Source organism: Bradyrhizobium sp. CB2312, assembly GCF_029714425.1.
Classification (GTDB): Bacteria; Pseudomonadota; Alphaproteobacteria; order Rhizobiales; family Xanthobacteraceae; genus Bradyrhizobium.
In genome coordinates, this window is sequence record NZ_CP121668.1 from 9,421,077 (window position 1) to 9,436,355 (window position 15,279).

At 65.6% G+C, this 15,279-nt stretch carries 12 protein-coding genes; 7 read left to right on the top strand and 5 right to left on the bottom strand.

The window, feature by feature from the left end; all coding sequences use genetic code 11:
- Window positions 1–142 precede the first annotated feature (142 nt).
- Both QA642_RS44870 and QA642_RS44875 read left to right on the top strand, forming a co-directional pair.
- Window positions 143–1,042 carry an alpha/beta hydrolase gene (locus QA642_RS44870; protein ID WP_283082528.1) on the top strand — a complete coding sequence of 300 codons (900 nt, stop codon included), beginning with the start codon at window positions 143–145 and terminating at the stop codon, window positions 1,040–1,042.
- A 334-nt stretch (window positions 1,043–1,376) separates the two neighbouring features.
- Window positions 1,377–2,909 carry an FAD-dependent monooxygenase gene (locus tag QA642_RS44875; protein ID WP_283082529.1) on the top strand — a complete coding sequence of 511 codons (1,533 nt, stop codon included), beginning with the start codon at window positions 1,377–1,379 and terminating at the stop codon, window positions 2,907–2,909.
- 14 nt (window positions 2,910–2,923) lie between these two features.
- On the opposite strand, the gene QA642_RS44880 is transcribed toward QA642_RS44875, so the two are convergent.
- From QA642_RS44880 to QA642_RS44890, 3 genes are all read right to left on the bottom strand, one after another.
- On the bottom strand, window positions 2,924–3,337 hold the full coding sequence (locus QA642_RS44880) for an SRPBCC family protein (RefSeq protein ID WP_283082530.1): 414 nt from the start codon (window positions 3,335–3,337) through the stop codon (window positions 2,924–2,926).
- A gap of 248 nt (window positions 3,338–3,585) precedes the next feature.
- Entirely contained in the window at window positions 3,586–4,104 is a 519-nt protein-coding gene (locus QA642_RS44885; RefSeq protein ID WP_283082531.1) for a hypothetical protein, read from the bottom strand.
- Window positions 4,105–4,110: 6 nt separating this feature from the next.
- A complete protein-coding gene (locus tag QA642_RS44890; RefSeq protein WP_283082532.1) occupies window positions 4,111–5,064 on the bottom strand; it encodes a tetratricopeptide repeat protein in 954 nt (317 codons plus the stop codon).
- A 194-nt stretch (window positions 5,065–5,258) separates the two neighbouring features.
- Between QA642_RS44890 and QA642_RS44895 the strand changes: the two genes are divergently transcribed.
- Window positions 5,259–5,528 carry a hypothetical protein gene (locus QA642_RS44895; RefSeq protein WP_283082533.1) on the top strand — a complete coding sequence of 90 codons (270 nt, stop codon included), beginning with the start codon at window positions 5,259–5,261 and terminating at the stop codon, window positions 5,526–5,528.
- A gap of 35 nt (window positions 5,529–5,563) precedes the next feature.
- On the opposite strand, the gene QA642_RS44900 is transcribed toward QA642_RS44895, so the two are convergent.
- Window positions 5,564–7,201, bottom strand: a complete 1,638-nt coding sequence (locus tag QA642_RS44900) for an amidase family protein (protein ID WP_283082534.1) — start codon at window positions 7,199–7,201, stop codon at window positions 5,564–5,566.
- Between the two features lie 79 nt (window positions 7,202–7,280).
- Here QA642_RS44900 and QA642_RS44905 point away from each other — a divergent pair, with 79 nt between their 5' ends.
- The 3 genes from QA642_RS44905 (at window position 7,281) to QA642_RS44915 (ending at window position 11,145) form a co-directional block, all read left to right on the top strand.
- The gene (locus QA642_RS44905; RefSeq protein WP_283082535.1) at window positions 7,281–7,745 is read left to right on the top strand and encodes a GNAT family N-acetyltransferase; all 465 of its coding nucleotides are present in this window, start codon (window positions 7,281–7,283) and stop codon (window positions 7,743–7,745) included.
- An 85-nt stretch (window positions 7,746–7,830) separates the two neighbouring features.
- A complete protein-coding gene (locus QA642_RS44910) occupies window positions 7,831–8,985 on the top strand; it encodes an acyl-CoA dehydrogenase family protein (protein ID WP_283082536.1) in 1,155 nt (384 codons plus the stop codon).
- A gap of 198 nt (window positions 8,986–9,183) precedes the next feature.
- Window positions 9,184–11,145, top strand: coding sequence for a methyl-accepting chemotaxis protein (locus QA642_RS44915; RefSeq protein WP_283082537.1), 1,962 nt, complete (start codon window positions 9,184–9,186; stop codon window positions 11,143–11,145).
- A 447-nt stretch (window positions 11,146–11,592) separates the two neighbouring features.
- On the opposite strand, the gene QA642_RS44920 is transcribed toward QA642_RS44915, so the two are convergent.
- Complete coding sequence (locus QA642_RS44920) at window positions 11,593–13,755, bottom strand: EAL domain-containing protein (protein WP_283082538.1); 2,163 nt, start codon at window positions 13,753–13,755, stop codon at window positions 11,593–11,595.
- 490 nt (window positions 13,756–14,245) lie between these two features.
- On the opposite strand from QA642_RS44920, the gene mepA reads away from it, so the two are divergent.
- Complete coding sequence (gene mepA / locus QA642_RS44925; protein WP_283082539.1) at window positions 14,246–15,190, top strand: penicillin-insensitive murein endopeptidase; 945 nt, start codon at window positions 14,246–14,248, stop codon at window positions 15,188–15,190.
- Window positions 15,191–15,279: the final 89 nt, after the last annotated feature.

Sequence of the window (15,279 nt, forward strand, 5' to 3'; positions counted from 1 at the left end):
ACGCAACAGGGGACTCTATCGAGGTCCTGCTGCTCGTTCGGGCTGCCAACCTGCGGTTCGTTGATACATGCAACGCAACGTCGCATGGCCGAGCTTCCATCGTCGGGATATCTTCTCTACTTTCAGATGCAGGGAGCTTGCCATGCACTTCTGGACCAAAGTCCTCATAGCCAGTCTCATTCTCTGTCCTTGGTATGTGGCGCCAGCTATCGGAGATGACGTCAAGCAGATAAGCGTCGCCGGCGCGCAGTTCGCCTACATCGAGGCTGGGCAAGGAGATCCCGTTGTTTTGGTGCACGGCGGACTTCAGGACTATCGCTTTTGGAATGCGCATGTTCCGGTGTTCGCGAAAAATCACCGTGTCATCTCCTACAGCCGGCAAAATCATTTTCCGAATGCAACGAGCAAGGACGGTCTGCCTGATGCCGCGGCAGATGTTCACGCTGAGGATTTGGCCGCTATCCTGTCGGGGCTCGGCATAAAGCAAGCTCACATCGTTGCTCACTCGGCCGGCGCACATGCCGCGCTGTTCTTCGCCGCCAATCACCCTGAGATGGTGAAAACGCTCATCATCAATGAACCCCCGGCCACGAGGTTGCTCACCGGAGCAGCCGGAGGCACGGAGATCTTGAAGGAATGGAACGTTCGGTTTGCGTCCACACGGGAGGCATTCCGAAATGGCGAGATTGATGCCGGGCTCCGGCTCTTTGCGGAAGCTGTCGGCGGACCCGGCACCTACGACCGGCGGTCCGAGAGCGATCGCAGGATGATGTCCGACAATGCGCTGTCTTCCGTCGCAGACGTGACCAGTACCCGTCCACGTCCGGTGTTCACCTGTGACATGGCAAAGCGCATTTCAATGCCGACGCTTTTGACAAATGGTCAGCGCAGTCCCGAGTTTTTCCAGCGCATCGCTGACGAACTGGAACAATGCCTGCCTCAACGAACTCGCGTAAGAATCCCCGGCTCATCTCACACTGTTCCAGGAGAAGCCCCTGACACCTATGACGAGGCCGTGCTCGCCTTCATCGCGAGCCACTAAAGCGCGATGAGATCAGGATGAATCGTCATCGCGCTTTAGTGCGACTGCGGCCGAAATGGCACGGAAGATCGATGAACTCTGCGAAGCGCGGCCGACCGCCCGTTGACGCGGCCGCGCCCCGACGCTAAATGGCCATGTCGGAAAAGGCAGACTTGGTCTGGTAAGCCCAAGTCCTTTCGGTAACGAAAGCTCTGGTCTTTGGCCTCGCGCCCGAGATCCCCACGACGAACAACGGTCGCCGGTCAGGCGATCCCTCGTTCGTCCGTGAGGTCCTCGGGTTCGGGAAACGCTCCGGTCGAACATCGACAGTCGAATATCGACAACGGAGCTTTTCATGCAAAATCCCGACACCATCCCCTATGACGTCATCATTGCCGGCGCAGGTCCCGTCGGCCTGTTCCTGGCCTGCGAGCTCAGGCTTGCGGGCTGCTCAGTGCTGGCGCTGGAACAGGCGCAAGATCCGCATTCGCCGCTCAAGGGCCTGCCGTTCGGGCTGCGCGGGCTTTCGGTGCCGACCATCGAGAGCCTGGATCGCCGCGACCTGCTGGATGATCTCACACGCCGCGCCGCCGGCCGCGACACGCCGGCGGCCGCGCACTGGATGCAGCAGCAGCGCCGCCCGGGCGGCCATTTCGCCGGCATCCAGTTCTTCCACGACCAGATCGACAGCGCGCAATGGCCGTATCGCCTGCCCGGTCCGATCGGCAGCATCGCGGCCGACATGGCAAGCATCGAGGCCGTTCTCGCCATGCGCGCGGGGACGTTGGGCGTCGAGATCCGGCGCGGCTGCGGCGTCGAGTCTCTCACGCAATCGGACGATGGCGTCACCGTTGAAACGGCTGGCGGAATGGTCCAGGGCCGCTGGCTGGTCGGCTGCGACGGCGGACGCAGCATGGTGCGAAAGGCCGCCGGTATCGAATTCGCCGGCACCGATCCGGAATTCACCGGCTATTCCGCGCTGGTCGAGCTGGCCGACCCAGGGGCCCTCGCGCCGGGCCGCCATTACACGGCGTCGGGCATGTACACCTATGCGGCGCCCGGCACGATCGCCATGGTCGATTTCGACGGTGGCGCCGCTCACCGCAGCGAACCGGACCGCGGCCATATCGAGGCGGTTCTGCGCAAGGTCTCGGGCCGCGATGTGAACGTGACAGCCCTTCACCTCGTCACCACCTGGACCGACCGCGCCTTTCAGGCGACCTGCTATCGCAAGCGCCGCCTCTTGCTGGCGGGGGATGCCGCCCACATCCATTCGCCGCTCGGCGGCCAGGGCCTGAACCTCGGCCTTGGCGATGCCATGAACCTCGGCTGGAAGCTCGCCGCGACCATTCGCGGCAATGCTTCGGCCGGCCTCCTCGACACCTATGGGGCTGAGCGGCAGCCGGTGGGAGCGCAGATCCTCGACTGGTCGCGCGCCCAGGTTGCCCTCATGCGTCCGAGCAGGAGCTCCCGCGCGCTCGAAGCCATCATCCGCGATCTCATCGACACGCGCGACGGCGCGACCTATTTCGCCGAGCGCGTCTGGGGCATCTCGCTCCGCTATGATCTCGGCGATGCCCATCCGCTGGTGGGCCGCAGCGCGCCCGATTTCGCGCTCGCCGATGGAAGACGGCTGGGCGAGCTGCTCAGGACAGGAAGAGGGCTGCTGCTGGACTTCGACGCCCGGCCATCGCTGCAAGCGCTTGCGCGCCGCTGGATCGACCGGATCGATCATGTTGCAAGCGAGCCTGAGGATCGGCTGGGATTGAGCGCTTTGCTGGTGCGCCCGGACGGCATCGTGGCGTGGGCCGGCAGGGAGCCGCCTGACCTCGAGGAGGCGGCTCGCGCTATGGTGCGATGGTTCGGTGAACCCGTGAGGCTATCGTAGCGCCCTGCACGCGCCTACGACGTCTTCTTCGCCTCGACGTATCGCGCAAAACTGTCGAGGATCGCCTGCCAGCCGCCTTGCTGCTGCTCGACCGAGTGCGTCGTCTCAGCATCGAAGACGACGCGGACGGTGACGCCCTTCGGACCGGGGACGAACTCGACTTCGGCCTTGCGATCGCCAAACGCATATTCGATCAGCTTGTGCTCGACGATCGTCGTGTAGGTGCCGGCGAAGTCGAAGCCCATGCTGCCGTCCTTGGCCTCCATGCGCGACGAGAATAGGCCGCCCTCCCGCAGGTCGACCGTGGCCTTGGTCGTGTGCCAATCGTCGGACGCGGCGTTCCACTTCACGATGTCGGCAGGCGTCGTATAGGCACGCCAGACCTGATCGATGGGGGCGGCGACGCTGGTTTCGACGGTGATCCTCATGGGCATTGCTCCAGTTGCGGCTTTGACGGCTCGAATTGACGAAATCACTTCCACAGGTGCCGGGTCCATGTCCAGCACGTCCCGGGACGTGTCTCCCCAAGGACGAACGAGACCGGTCCGCGCCGACATGGTGCGGCCGTCAATTCGCAAAAAAGTTGAAAAAGTGTCGTCGGCGTGTCTGCCGGCTGTTGGCTCCGGCGGATCCGGAGCTTCGAGCCTGAGGCGGGCTTCGCATTCCCCGCGCAAAGCTATCGACGGGGCGCCGAGAGCTCGTAATTCACGCAGTCCATCTTGATGTCGTATGGACCCTGGTAGATGCCGTCGCTGACCCACCGATAGACCTTGCGGTAGGTGGTGATCTGCTCCGAGCGCGGTTGATGGCCGGCCGGACGGTTGACATCGGAGATCGTCTTCGACGACGTCTCGGTCAGGGTCAGCTTCTCGTCGGGATGATCGTCACGCGAAAACACCATCTTCGTGGCAAGCCCCGAATTGTTGTCGGCTGCGCGGAAGCTCGAGCTCAAAAGCTGATCGTTGACCGCACCAAGCAGCGACCCACCGACCCAGCCCTTCGGCAACATGATCAGTGCGGAGCGATTGAAGATGATGACCGGTGCATCGCCGCTCGGCAGCACGCCCCGGCAGCCGTAACGCCATTCGCTGGCCATACCGGGCGAGGCATTCGCCATGAAGGCAAATGCGAGCAGGCCCAGGAGAATGGAGCGAAGCGAGCGATTTTTGGCGATGGCGGGAATCACGTCGCGCATGGCAGGTCAGATCGGCCTTGTCTTCGCGCGAATGGCCATCGACCGCTTGAGGGTCTGTTGGGCATCGGCATAGCGCCCCTGATCCCGGTAGAGACCGGCGAGGTTCTCCAGGACACCTGCGAGGTCCGGATGGTTCGGACCGAGCGTCTTCTCCATCGCGGCCGCCGACCGCTTGAACAGCCGCTCGGCCTCGGCGTTGCGGCCCTGACGCGCGTAGAGCGCGGCCAGATTGTTTTGCGCCTGCGCGACGTCGGGATGATCGGGACCGAACGCCTTCTCGGTCACCGCGATCGACCGCTTGAGCAGCCGTTCGGCATCGGCGTAGCGATGCCGATTGATATAGGCGTCGGCCAGATTGTTCATCAGCACCGTGGCTTCGGGATCGTCCGGCCCGAGCGCCTTCTCGAGCACGGCGAGGCCTCGCTTGAACAGCGGTACAGCCTGGTCGTAGCGGCCCTGATTGCTGTAGACGGCCCCGAGATTGCTCAACGCCAGCACCATCGACGGATCATTGGTTTTTTCGCCAATGGCGATCGACCGCTTGAGAAGCGGCTCCGCTTCCGCGTAACGCTCTTCGGCGCGGTAGAGATCGCCCAGATTGTTCAGCACCATCGCGACTTCGGCATGATCCGCACCGAGCGTCTTCTCCCGGATCGCCAGGGCGCGCTTGTATAGCGGCTCGGCGACGGCGTATTGGCCGAGATTGTACTGGATCGTGCCGAGGTCATTCAGCGGCATCGCGACGTTCGCGTCGTCGGGGCCGAACTCCTTCTCGCGAAGGGCCAGGGATTTCTGGGCCAATGGCAGCGCTTCGGTGTACTTCCCGGCACGGTAAAGCTGCTTCATTTGCCGCGTGAGCGCGCCCGCCTCGTCCTCTTCGGCATGGGACGGCGCGGCAAACGACAGGCTCAGGGCGAGCGCTGTCACCGCGACACGGATCGATGCTTTCAGGGCCTTCATCGCACGCTCCTTCGTCGCGGCTTTTCGGGACTTACGCGGCGTTGGTGCGCCCGGACGCCGGACCGGTTCAATCCGGGCGCCCGGCCTCTCCGGTTGAACCAACCGCAACGCCGGCCACACCAAACCAGGTCGCACCCATGCATGATCGCGCATCCCGCCGATCGATGGGCGACACCGGTGAAACGGGTCCATCCATGCGCTTCTTCCTGTGTGAGGTCGTCGCCCGTATCGTTGCGGCCTATCTGTGCGTCGATTGCGTCCGCATGCTGCGGGATGGCTATACCGAGCGCAAAATGAGGGCTTCCAGTCCCGATCTCGTGGACTGGCTGCTGGACTGGTCGCGGCTGGTTTTCCAGCGGGACACCGCGCCGGTCCAATACTGGATGGAGATGGGGCGCCAGGCCGTGTGCCTCGCGGCGTGCCTCGTCGTTGCGATCTTCGGGTGGTGGCTGCCGAACGGCTGAGGCGGGCCCTTCGGCCGAACCCGATGTCACTGCACTCAAAGCACGGGGAGACCGGGCGGCGGCTTGCGCATATTCGACGCCTGCTCGTAGGCGTAGGCCAGGCGCAGCAGCTTGTGCTCGCTCCAGGCGCGGCCGGCGAAGGTGACGCCGAGCGGATAGTCGGGCGTGTCCTTGCCGTCGGCTCCCGAGACGAAACCGCCCGGCACCATGACGCTGGGATAGCCCGCCCTGGCGGCGATCGCCGCGCCAGTCGCGCCGGGGAACAGGACGGCGTCGAGCCTATGCTGGTTCATGTAGGCGTCCATGCCGCGCGTCCTGGCGGCGAGGAGGTCCATCGCGCGCGCCGATCTGTACACGCGCTCGCTCAGATCGCCCCTGGTGCTGTTGGCGGCGAGGAACAGGTCCTGACCGAAGCGCAGCGCCTTGTCGGCATGAGCCGCGTTGAACGCAACGATGTCCGCGATGGTCTTGATGTCGCTGTGGGTCGCCCAATCCTTCAGGTAGAGATTGAGATCGTGCTTCAGCTCGTAGAGGAAAACGATCCGCTGCGTGACCGCATTGCCCTTGTTGCCGCTCAGCGGATTGCGATTGAGCACCGCCATGATCGTGCCCGGTCCGCTCATCCAGCCCGCCGCCGGCATGCTGGCCCGCACGATGACGGCGCCGAGATCCTCGAGCACCTTGATGGTCTCGGCCATCAACCTGGCACCGTCAGTCGGCAGCTTGCTGTAGTAGGGATCGTTCAAGGGATCGGCGGGGTCGCTCGGCACGCCGATGCGTGCGCCTTTCATCGCATCGCGCGCGAGGCCGGCGGTGTAGTCGGCCGGCCTGCGCTGCCGCTCCGTCACGGGATCGAGCGGGTCCTTGGCAGCCAGCACATTCAGCAGCATCGCCGCATCGCGCACGGTGCGCGTCATCGGCCCCACGGTGTCCTGGCTGTGCGCGATCGGCACGATGCCGGCACGACTGATCAAACCGACGGTCGGCTTTACCGTGACGATGCCATTCCGGCTGGCAGGGTGCAGCAGCGAGCCCGAGGTCTCGGTGCCGATCGAGGCCGCGCACAGACCAGCGGCGACAGCGACCGCCGAACCCGAGCTCGAGCCACCGGGGTCGACGACCGGGATGCCCCGATCATCCAGCAGCGCCGGCACGTAAGGGTTCTTCACCTGGCCGCCGAGCGACGAGTAGCCCGAGGGCATCTCGATCGCGAGAATGTTGGCGAACTCCGTCAGGTTCGCCTTGCCGAGGATCACGGCGCCGGCGTTTCGCAGCAGCTTGACGATGGTGTCATCGCCCTTGGCGCGCGCCCCCTCGAGCGCCAGCGAGCCCGCCGTGGTCGGCTGCTTGTCGCCGGTCGCGATATTGTCCTTCAGCAGGATCGGCACGCCGGCGAGCGGCCGTTTGGCCGACGGCCTGGTGCCGTCGAGCTTGCCTGCGATCGCGCGCGCGTCAGGATTGAGCGCGCGGACGGAATTGAGCATGGGCCCGTTGCGGTCACAGGCCTCGATGCGCGCGAGATAGGCTTCGGTCAGCGCCGTGGCGGAGATGTGCCCGCCCGCCAACGCATCGACGATGTCGCCCATGGACGCGTCCTCGAGCTTCAGCCCGGTCGCCGCGGCGCGTGTGACGGCCGGGGCGGGGCGAGCATCGCGTCGGGATGGCTTCGTCATAAGGTGCCTCTTGGACGGCGTCCTGCGAATATGCTACCAAAGGTAGCATTAACTGCAATTCCGCGACAAGCCGATTGCCATGGACTACACGATCCGGCCCGCACGCGAGGACGACGCAGCTGACATCAGCGGCGTGATCTTGCGTGCGCTGCGCGAGACGAACGCAAAGGACTATACGGACGAGATCATCGCGCGGGTCGCGCGCAGCTTCAGTCCCGACGCCGTGCGGGAGCTGATCCGAAGGCGCCGCGTTTTCGTTGCCAGCATCGGCAGCCGTATCGTCGGAACGGCAAGCCTCGACGGAAGCGTGGTTCGCACGGTCTTCGTCGCTCCCGACGTTCAGGCCCGCGGAATCGGCAAGCTGCTGATGGCGGAGATCGCGCGCACGGCGCGCGAGCGGAACATTCCATTGCTGACCGTCCCTTCGTCGGTCACGGCCGAGGCTTTCTATGCAAAGCTCGGGTTCGGTGCCGTGCGCGACAGCTATCATGGTGACGAGCGCACGATCATCATGGAGCGGCAGCTGGATGACCGGTCCGAATGACCCCTTCTTCGTCTTGATCCCAGACATCAAATAGATCACCATCGCGCATCTCACCGCTCACGGCAGAAGGAGCGAGGAAGCGCGCATGAACGCAACTCCGGGAGGTGGTCTGGTCGAACGTGCCCGCGCCCTCGCGCCGCTGATCGCGGGCGAGGCAGACGAGATCGAACGGACGCGGCGGCTGACGTCGGCGGTCGTCGCCGCGCTGATCGACAACGACCTCTATCGCGCGCTGCTGCCGCAAAGCCTCGGCGGCGCGGAAGCCCCGATCGAGAGCTTCATGCAGATGCTGGAGGAGATCGCGAAGGCGGATGCGTCCACGGCGTGGTGCCTCGGCCAATGCAGCGTCTGTGCGATGATCGCGGCCTGGCTCGATCACGATACCGCGCATGAAATCTTCAACACACCGCCCGGCATCCTCGCCTGGGGCGCGATCGCGCATGAAGCGCGCGCCGTCGAGGGCGGCTATCGCGTCACCGCGCGCTGGGATTTTGCCTCGGGCTCGCGGCAGGCGAGCTGGCTGGGCGCGCATGTGCGTATCGCCGGAAGTGACGGGAAGCCGCGCAAAAATGCCGAGGGATCACCGGAGGTGCGCACCATCCTGTTTCCGGTCGCAAGCGCCGAGCTGCACGACGTCTGGCAGGCGATCGGGCTCGCCGGCACCGGCACGGACTCATACGAAGTGCGCGACCTCTTCATCCCCGAGCGCTTCACCGCGTTCCGCGACGTGCCGGCTGCGCTGGTTGAGAAGGGGCCACTCTACAAGATCGGTACCGGCTCGACATTCAGTTTGGGTTTCGCCGCGGTGTCGCTTGGCGTCGCGCGCGCCACGCTGGAGGCGGCCATCGCGCTGGCGCGGGCAAAGCATCAGTCGCTCGCGGGAAGCGCCATGCGCGACAACGGGGCGGTGCAGGGCCTGATCGGCCGCACCGAGGCGGATTTGCGCGCCGCGCGCGCCTATCTCTATGCGACGGCGAATGCGATGTGGCGCGATCTCTCAGCGACCGGCGAATTCAGCGCGGCGCATCGGAGCGCCGTGCGGCTGGCGGCGACCTGGACCATCCACCAATCGGGACGCGTGGTCGACACCGCCTATCACATGGCCGGCGCGACGGCTGTGTTCCGCAGCCATCCATTCGAGCGCCGCTTTCGCGACATGCACGCGATCGCGCAGCAGATCCAGGCGCGCGACACGCATTACGAGGACGTCGGTAAGATGATCCTTGCCGAAAACCGATAGTCGGGAAGTCGCGGTGCTGTTCGCTTGCGACGAATGACCACGCTCTCCATGCGCCCCTTGCATTGAGTCATGCAAAAGGAGGAGTGCGATTCCGTGGAAACACGGAGGCCGCCCTGCCCTTCTTGTTAAGCAATTTCTGGGACCTTTCCGCCAAAGCAAGAATTGGAAATGCTTTTTGGGAATGCCTGGGAATTTCTGATGTTCAAGATCAAGTCGATTGCCGCCCGCCTGATCCTCGCCATCGCGCTCACCGTCGCAGTCGCCTGCGCCATCCTCTCCGGCTTCTCGATCACCCAGCAGCGGGCGCTGACGCGGCTCGCGCTCGATCAGCAGCTCAAGCTACAATATGACAGCGTGATCGCGGCCATCGACTATGAGGGCCGTTCGGCGCTGGCAGTCTCTGCCGCGATTGCAGCGCTGCCGCCGGTGGGCGATGCCATCGTCAAGGGCGACCGCGACGCGCTCGGCATCCTGCTCGGCGACGCCAACAAGGCGCTGAAGGCGCAGGGTATCCCGCTGATCACCTTCCAGCTCCCGCCGGCGGTCTCGTTCTATCGCGTGCACACACCAAAAAGCTTCGGCGACGACGTCTCGGCACGCCGCGCCACCGTGGTCGAGGCGCTCAAGACCGGCCGGCAGATCGTAGGTGTCGAGCCCGGCCGCGAGGCGCTCGGCATCTTCGGCATGACGACAATCGTGCGCGACGGCAAGAACATCGCCAATGTCGACATCGGCGCAGCCTTCGGCAAGGAATTCGTCGACCGCGCCAAGAAGCGCTTTGGCATCGACCTTGCGGTCTATTCGGTGGACGGCAAGAACTTGAACAAGCTGTCCTCCACCTTCGAGACCGCGGTCGCCAAGCCGGACGAGCTGAAGGCCGCGATCGACGGCGCGCCGCTGCTGCGCGAGGCCGAGCTCGACGGCCATCCGGTCGCGGTCTATGCCGGGCCGATCAAGAACTATGCGGGGCAGCCGGTCGGCGTGCTCGAGATCATCAAGGACACGACGGAATACGAGGCCGCGTTCTCCGCCGCCGAGCGCAACCTGATCCTCGGCACGGTCGCGATCCTCGCCGCCGCCATCCTGCTGGCATTCCTGCTCGGACGTGGCCTGTCGCGGCCGCTCACCGCGATCACCGCTGTCATGAACCGGCTGTCGAGCGGCGACACCAGCGTCACCATTCCCGGCAGTGAGCGCCCGGACGAGCTCGGCACCATGGCCAAGGCCGTGGACGTGTTCCGCCAGAACATGCTCGAGGCCGGTGCCTTGCGCGAAGCGCAGGAGGCCGACAAAGCCAAGGCGGAGATCGAGAAGCAGGCGCTGCAGCGCCAGATGGCCGACCGCTTCGAAGCCGACGTCAAGGGCGTGGTCGCCGCGGTCGCCAAGGCGACCGAGGGCATGCAAAACGTTGCCGGCGAGATCACGTCGAGCGTCAACGGCACCTCGCAGCGCGCCTCCGCCGCGGCGACGGCCTCCGAGGAAGCCTCGACCAGCGTCAATGCGGTCGCGGCGGCTACGGAGGAGCTGGCTTCGTCGGTCAGCGAGATCGGCCGTCAGGTCACCCATTCCAGCGAGGTCGCCAGCAACGCCGTGGTCAAGGCGACCGAGACGACCGAGATGGTCACGAGCCTTGCGGCCTCCGCCGAGCGGATCGGCTACGTGTTGCGGCTGATCAGCGAGATCGCCAGCCAGACCAACCTGCTGGCGCTCAACGCCACGATCGAGGCGGCGCGCGCGGGCGAGGCCGGCCGCGGCTTCGCCGTCGTCGCATCGGAAGTGAAGGAGTTGGCCAGCCAGACAGCGAAGGCGACCGACGAGATCGCAAGCCAGGTCTCGGCGATCCAGGCCGCGACCGGCAATTGCGTCACCGCCATCTCCGGGATCAGCGACACCATCCGCGAGATCAGCGGCATCGCCACGACAATCGCCGCCGCCGTGGAGGAGCAGGGCTCGGCGACGCGCGAGATCGCCCGCAGCGTGCAGCAGGCCTCGGCCGGCACCACCGACGTCTCAGCCAATGTCGCCGGCGCAAGCCAGGCCGCCGACCAGTCGCGCGCGCTGGCAGGCAATGTGATGGTGGCTTCGGGTGAGCTTGGGCACCATGCATCAGCTCTGATGAAGAGCGTGGATACGTTTTTGGCGGGGTTGCGGGCTGCGTAGCGAGACAGCCGCCGCGTGGACGCTGCACTCCCTCCCTCTCTTGCGGGGGGTGGGGAGAGGGTGTCTCCACAATCGAGAACCCCCAAGAGGAAAGAACCCTCACCCGCGCCTCCGGCGCGACCTCTCCCGCAAGCGGGAGAGGTTGGCCGAGAGAGCGGCGCGACCCTTACATCGAGAGATTCTAGCGACTGAGAAGAATCGCGTCCCTAGCTCACGCCACCAGCGCGGCGTTCTCGTCGGCGGCCGCGATGACGGTGCGCTCCCTCCCCCGCTTGCGGGGGAGGGTCGGGGAGAGGGTGTCTCGACGACGAAGAACCCCCAAGAGGAGAGAGCCCTCACCCGCGCCTCCGGCACGACCTCTCCCGCAAGCGGGAGAGGTTGGCCGAGAGAGCGGCGCGACCCTTACATCGAGAGATTCTACCGAATGAGAAGAATCGCGTCCCTAGCTCACGCCACCAGCGCGGCGTTGTCGTCGGCGGCGTCGATGCCGCGTTGCGCGGCCAGGAGGCTGATGATCTCCGCATTCGGGCGGGCCTTGCTGAACAGAAAGCCCTGGCCTTCGTCGCAGCCTTCGGCGCGGAGGCAACTCAGCTCGGCTTCGGTCTCGACGCCCTCGGCGGTGATGGTGACGCCAAGGCCTTTGCCGAGGCTGACGATGGAGCGGATGATCGCCTGCGCTTCGCGGTTGGCGCCGAGGTCGCGCACGAAGGACTGGTCGATCTTGATCTTGTCGAACGGGAAGCTGCGCAAATAGCTGAGGCTGGAATAGCCGGTGCCGAAATCGTCCATGGAGATGCGCACCCCGAGCGCGCGCAGCGCATGCAGCGTCGCCAGCACCTGGGCGCTCTTCTCCAAGAGCAGCGTCTCGGTGATCTCGAGCTCGAGCCGGCGCGGCGGCAGGCCGGACTGTTTCAGCGCATCCGTCACCATCGCGAGCAGGCTGCCGCTGCGGAACTGGAGCGGCGACAAATTGACGGCGACGCGGACGTCGTCCGGCCAGCTCGCGGCATCGAGGCACGCCCGGCGCAGCATCAATCCGCCGAGCGGATTGATCAGGCCGGTGTCCTCGGCGACCGGGATGAACTCGGCCGGCGAGACCATGCCGCGCTCGGCATGCGGCCAGCGCACCAGCGCCTCGAAACCGGTGATGCGGCCGCTCTGGAGGTCGATCAGCGGCTGATAATAGGGGCGCAGCACATCGTTACGGATCGCATCGCGCAGCTCGACCTCGATCTTGCGCCGGCTCTGCGCTTTTGCATCGAGCGCGGCCTCGAAGAAGGCGAAGCTGCCGCGCGCATCCTGCTTGGCGCGCGACAGCGCCATGTCGGCGCTCTTGAGCAGCTTCTCGGAGTCATCACCGTCGCCCGGCGCCATCGCGATGCCGATCGAGGCGCCGATCACCACGGAATGGCCGTCGAGCAGATAGGGGTCGGAGATGGCTTCCAGCAGGCGTTTTGCGAGGCCCGCCGCATCCTCGGGCCGCGTCAGCCCGCCCTGCACGATCGCGAATTCGTCGGAGTTGAGCCGCGCCAGCGCATCCTCTTCGCGAAGCGTCGAGCGCAGCCGCTTGGCGACGCCGCGCAAGAGCTTGTCGCCGATCGCGTGTCCCAGGGTGTCGTTGACCGCCTTGAAATTGTCGAGCCCCAGCATCAGCAGCGCGACCTTCTCGGCGCTGCGCCGCGTGTGCAGCAGCATCTCGTCGACCTGCTGGCGCAGCAGATTGCGGTTCGGCAGGCCGGTCAGGCCATCGTGCTGGGCCATGAAGGCGAGCCGCGCCTCGGCGCGCTTGCGCTCGGTGATGTCCATCAGCGCGAGCAGCACCGCGGGCCGCTCGGCATAGGTCAATTCGCGCGAATAGATCGCAAGGTCGATCAGCGCGCCGTCGGCCTTGACGTGCTTCCAGGTGCGCGCTGCCTGCTCGTCGCTTGAGCGATCCGTGGTCCAGGGCGGTTCGCTCTCGAACGCCTGAAGGCTGCGGATCGTCAGCTTCTCGAACTCGGCGCGGCTATAGCCGTAATGCGCGATCGCGGCGTCGTTGACGCCGAGGATGCGCTCGTCGTCCAGCGCGCAGACGATCATGGGCACGGGATTGCCGTCGAACAGCAGGCGGAACGAGGCCTCGCGCTGCTTCAATTCGGTGATGTCGACGCGGAGGCCAACGACGCCGCCGTCGTCGGTGCGGCGTTCCTCGATCAGGATGACGCGGCCGTCCGCCAGCTTCTGCTCGTGGCGCTTGCCGGGCTCATAGAGCTTTTTCAGCCGCTCGGCGATCCACTCGTCCTCGTGGCCGGCGGCTTCCGGATAGTCGCCGCGGGCGACACCGACGCGCAGCGTGTCTTCCAGGCGCGCGCCCTCTTCGAACAGATCGGCGGTCTTGCTGTAGATCTCGGAATATTGCTTGTTCCAGAGGACGTAGCGGCCTTCGGGGTCGAGGATCACGATGCCCTGCGGCAGCAGGTCGACGGCCTGGCGCAGCCGCTCATGCGATTTGCGCGCGTCCGCGATTGCGGCCTCTGCCTCTGCGCGGCTCTGCACGAGCTGGTCGCGTTCGGCAGGACGCGCGCGCGAAAAGCGCGGCTTGCGGGGCTGTCGGCCAGCCCCGGCGCGCACGCTTTGCTTTCGCTTTTTTGCTTTTTGGGACCCCAAACTCAACTTCACACGTCCTAGCCGCGCCCAGCGGCCGCAAGTGTTGGAGCAAGTGTCTGAAAAAAAAGTAATCTTTGGTGGTGTGGCCACGACGGGCCCCGGTCCCGCATACTCCCGTCTGCCTGTTTGCAGGGCGCACACCGCGTCTACGGACACACCAAGCCCGCCGGCACGCCGCAATCAGCACGTGGTCTGGCGCAAAATTGCGCGCCCGCGTGAATCGTTTCCGGGATCGCGCGCGATCGCATGCGGGCCGGGCCTATTCCCCGCGCCGCGCACGAATTTTGGTCAATGCAGTCTAAGGTTATCGGGCCGTTAAAAATCGGCCGACCGACACAGGATTTTGCAATGGCCTAGTGGAAATATGGATCGTGGTGTTGCGCGCGCCGTGAGGATGGCGCCCACAAGCCTCATCCTTAACCCTGACGCGGCATTGGGTTATAAGGATGTCAGCATGAGTCCCCGCCGCACCGCCTCCCTCCTGCTCGTCATGACGCTCCTGGCCGCCGGCGACGCGCTGGCCCAGGACAAGGGCAGCGTCACCCCGAAGCCGCTGCCGCCGCTGGCCAATCCGAACGATCCGCATCTCGGCGCCAAGGAGCTGTTCGCGCGAAAACTGCTGCCCTCGACGGGGCCGGCGCATGTCATCGGCTCCTACAGCAAGGGCTGCATCGGCGGCGCCACGCAGATGCCGCTCAACGGCGACAATTGGCAGGTGATGCGGCTGTCGCGCAACCGCAATTACGGCCACCCTGACATGATCGCGCTGATCAAGCGCCTGGCTGCCAAGGCGCACAAGGACGCGGGCTGGCCGGGCATTTTGGTCGGCGACATCGGCCAGCCGCGCGGCGGCCCGGCCTTGTCGGGCCATGCCAGCCACCAGATCGGGTTGGACGCCGACATCTGGCTGACGCCGATGCCGGATCGCCGGCTCTCGCGCGATGAGCGCGAGGAGATGTCGGCGGTGATGATGGTGCGGCAGGACCGGCTCGACATCGATCCGAAGGTGTTCACACCTAGCCATGTGCTGGTGCTGCGCGACGCGGCACAGGAACCGGCGGTGCAGCGCATCTTCGTTAATGCCGCGATCAAGAAGGCGCTGTGCCGCGAGGCCAAGGGCGACCGCTCCTGGCTGTCGAAGATCAGGCCGTGGTGGGGCCACGACTATCACTTCCACATCCGCATGCGCTGCCCGGCGGGCGCCGGCGACTGCGAGGGCCAGCCCTCGCAATCCGAGGACGAGGGCTGCACGCCGTCCGACCTCGCCTATTGGTTCTCGGACGCCGTGCTGCATCCAAAACCGCCGCCGGAGCCGCCGAAGCCGAAACCGCCGATAACGCTGGCGCAGATGCCCGCGGCCTGCAAGGCGGTGCTGCATGCAGGGGATGCGAAGCCGTAGGGCGTGCTGTTGCCTCACTCTCGGTGTCGTCCCGGGGCGCGAAGCGAGCCCGGGACCCATAACCACAGGGAGCGGTTGTGGCGCGACGC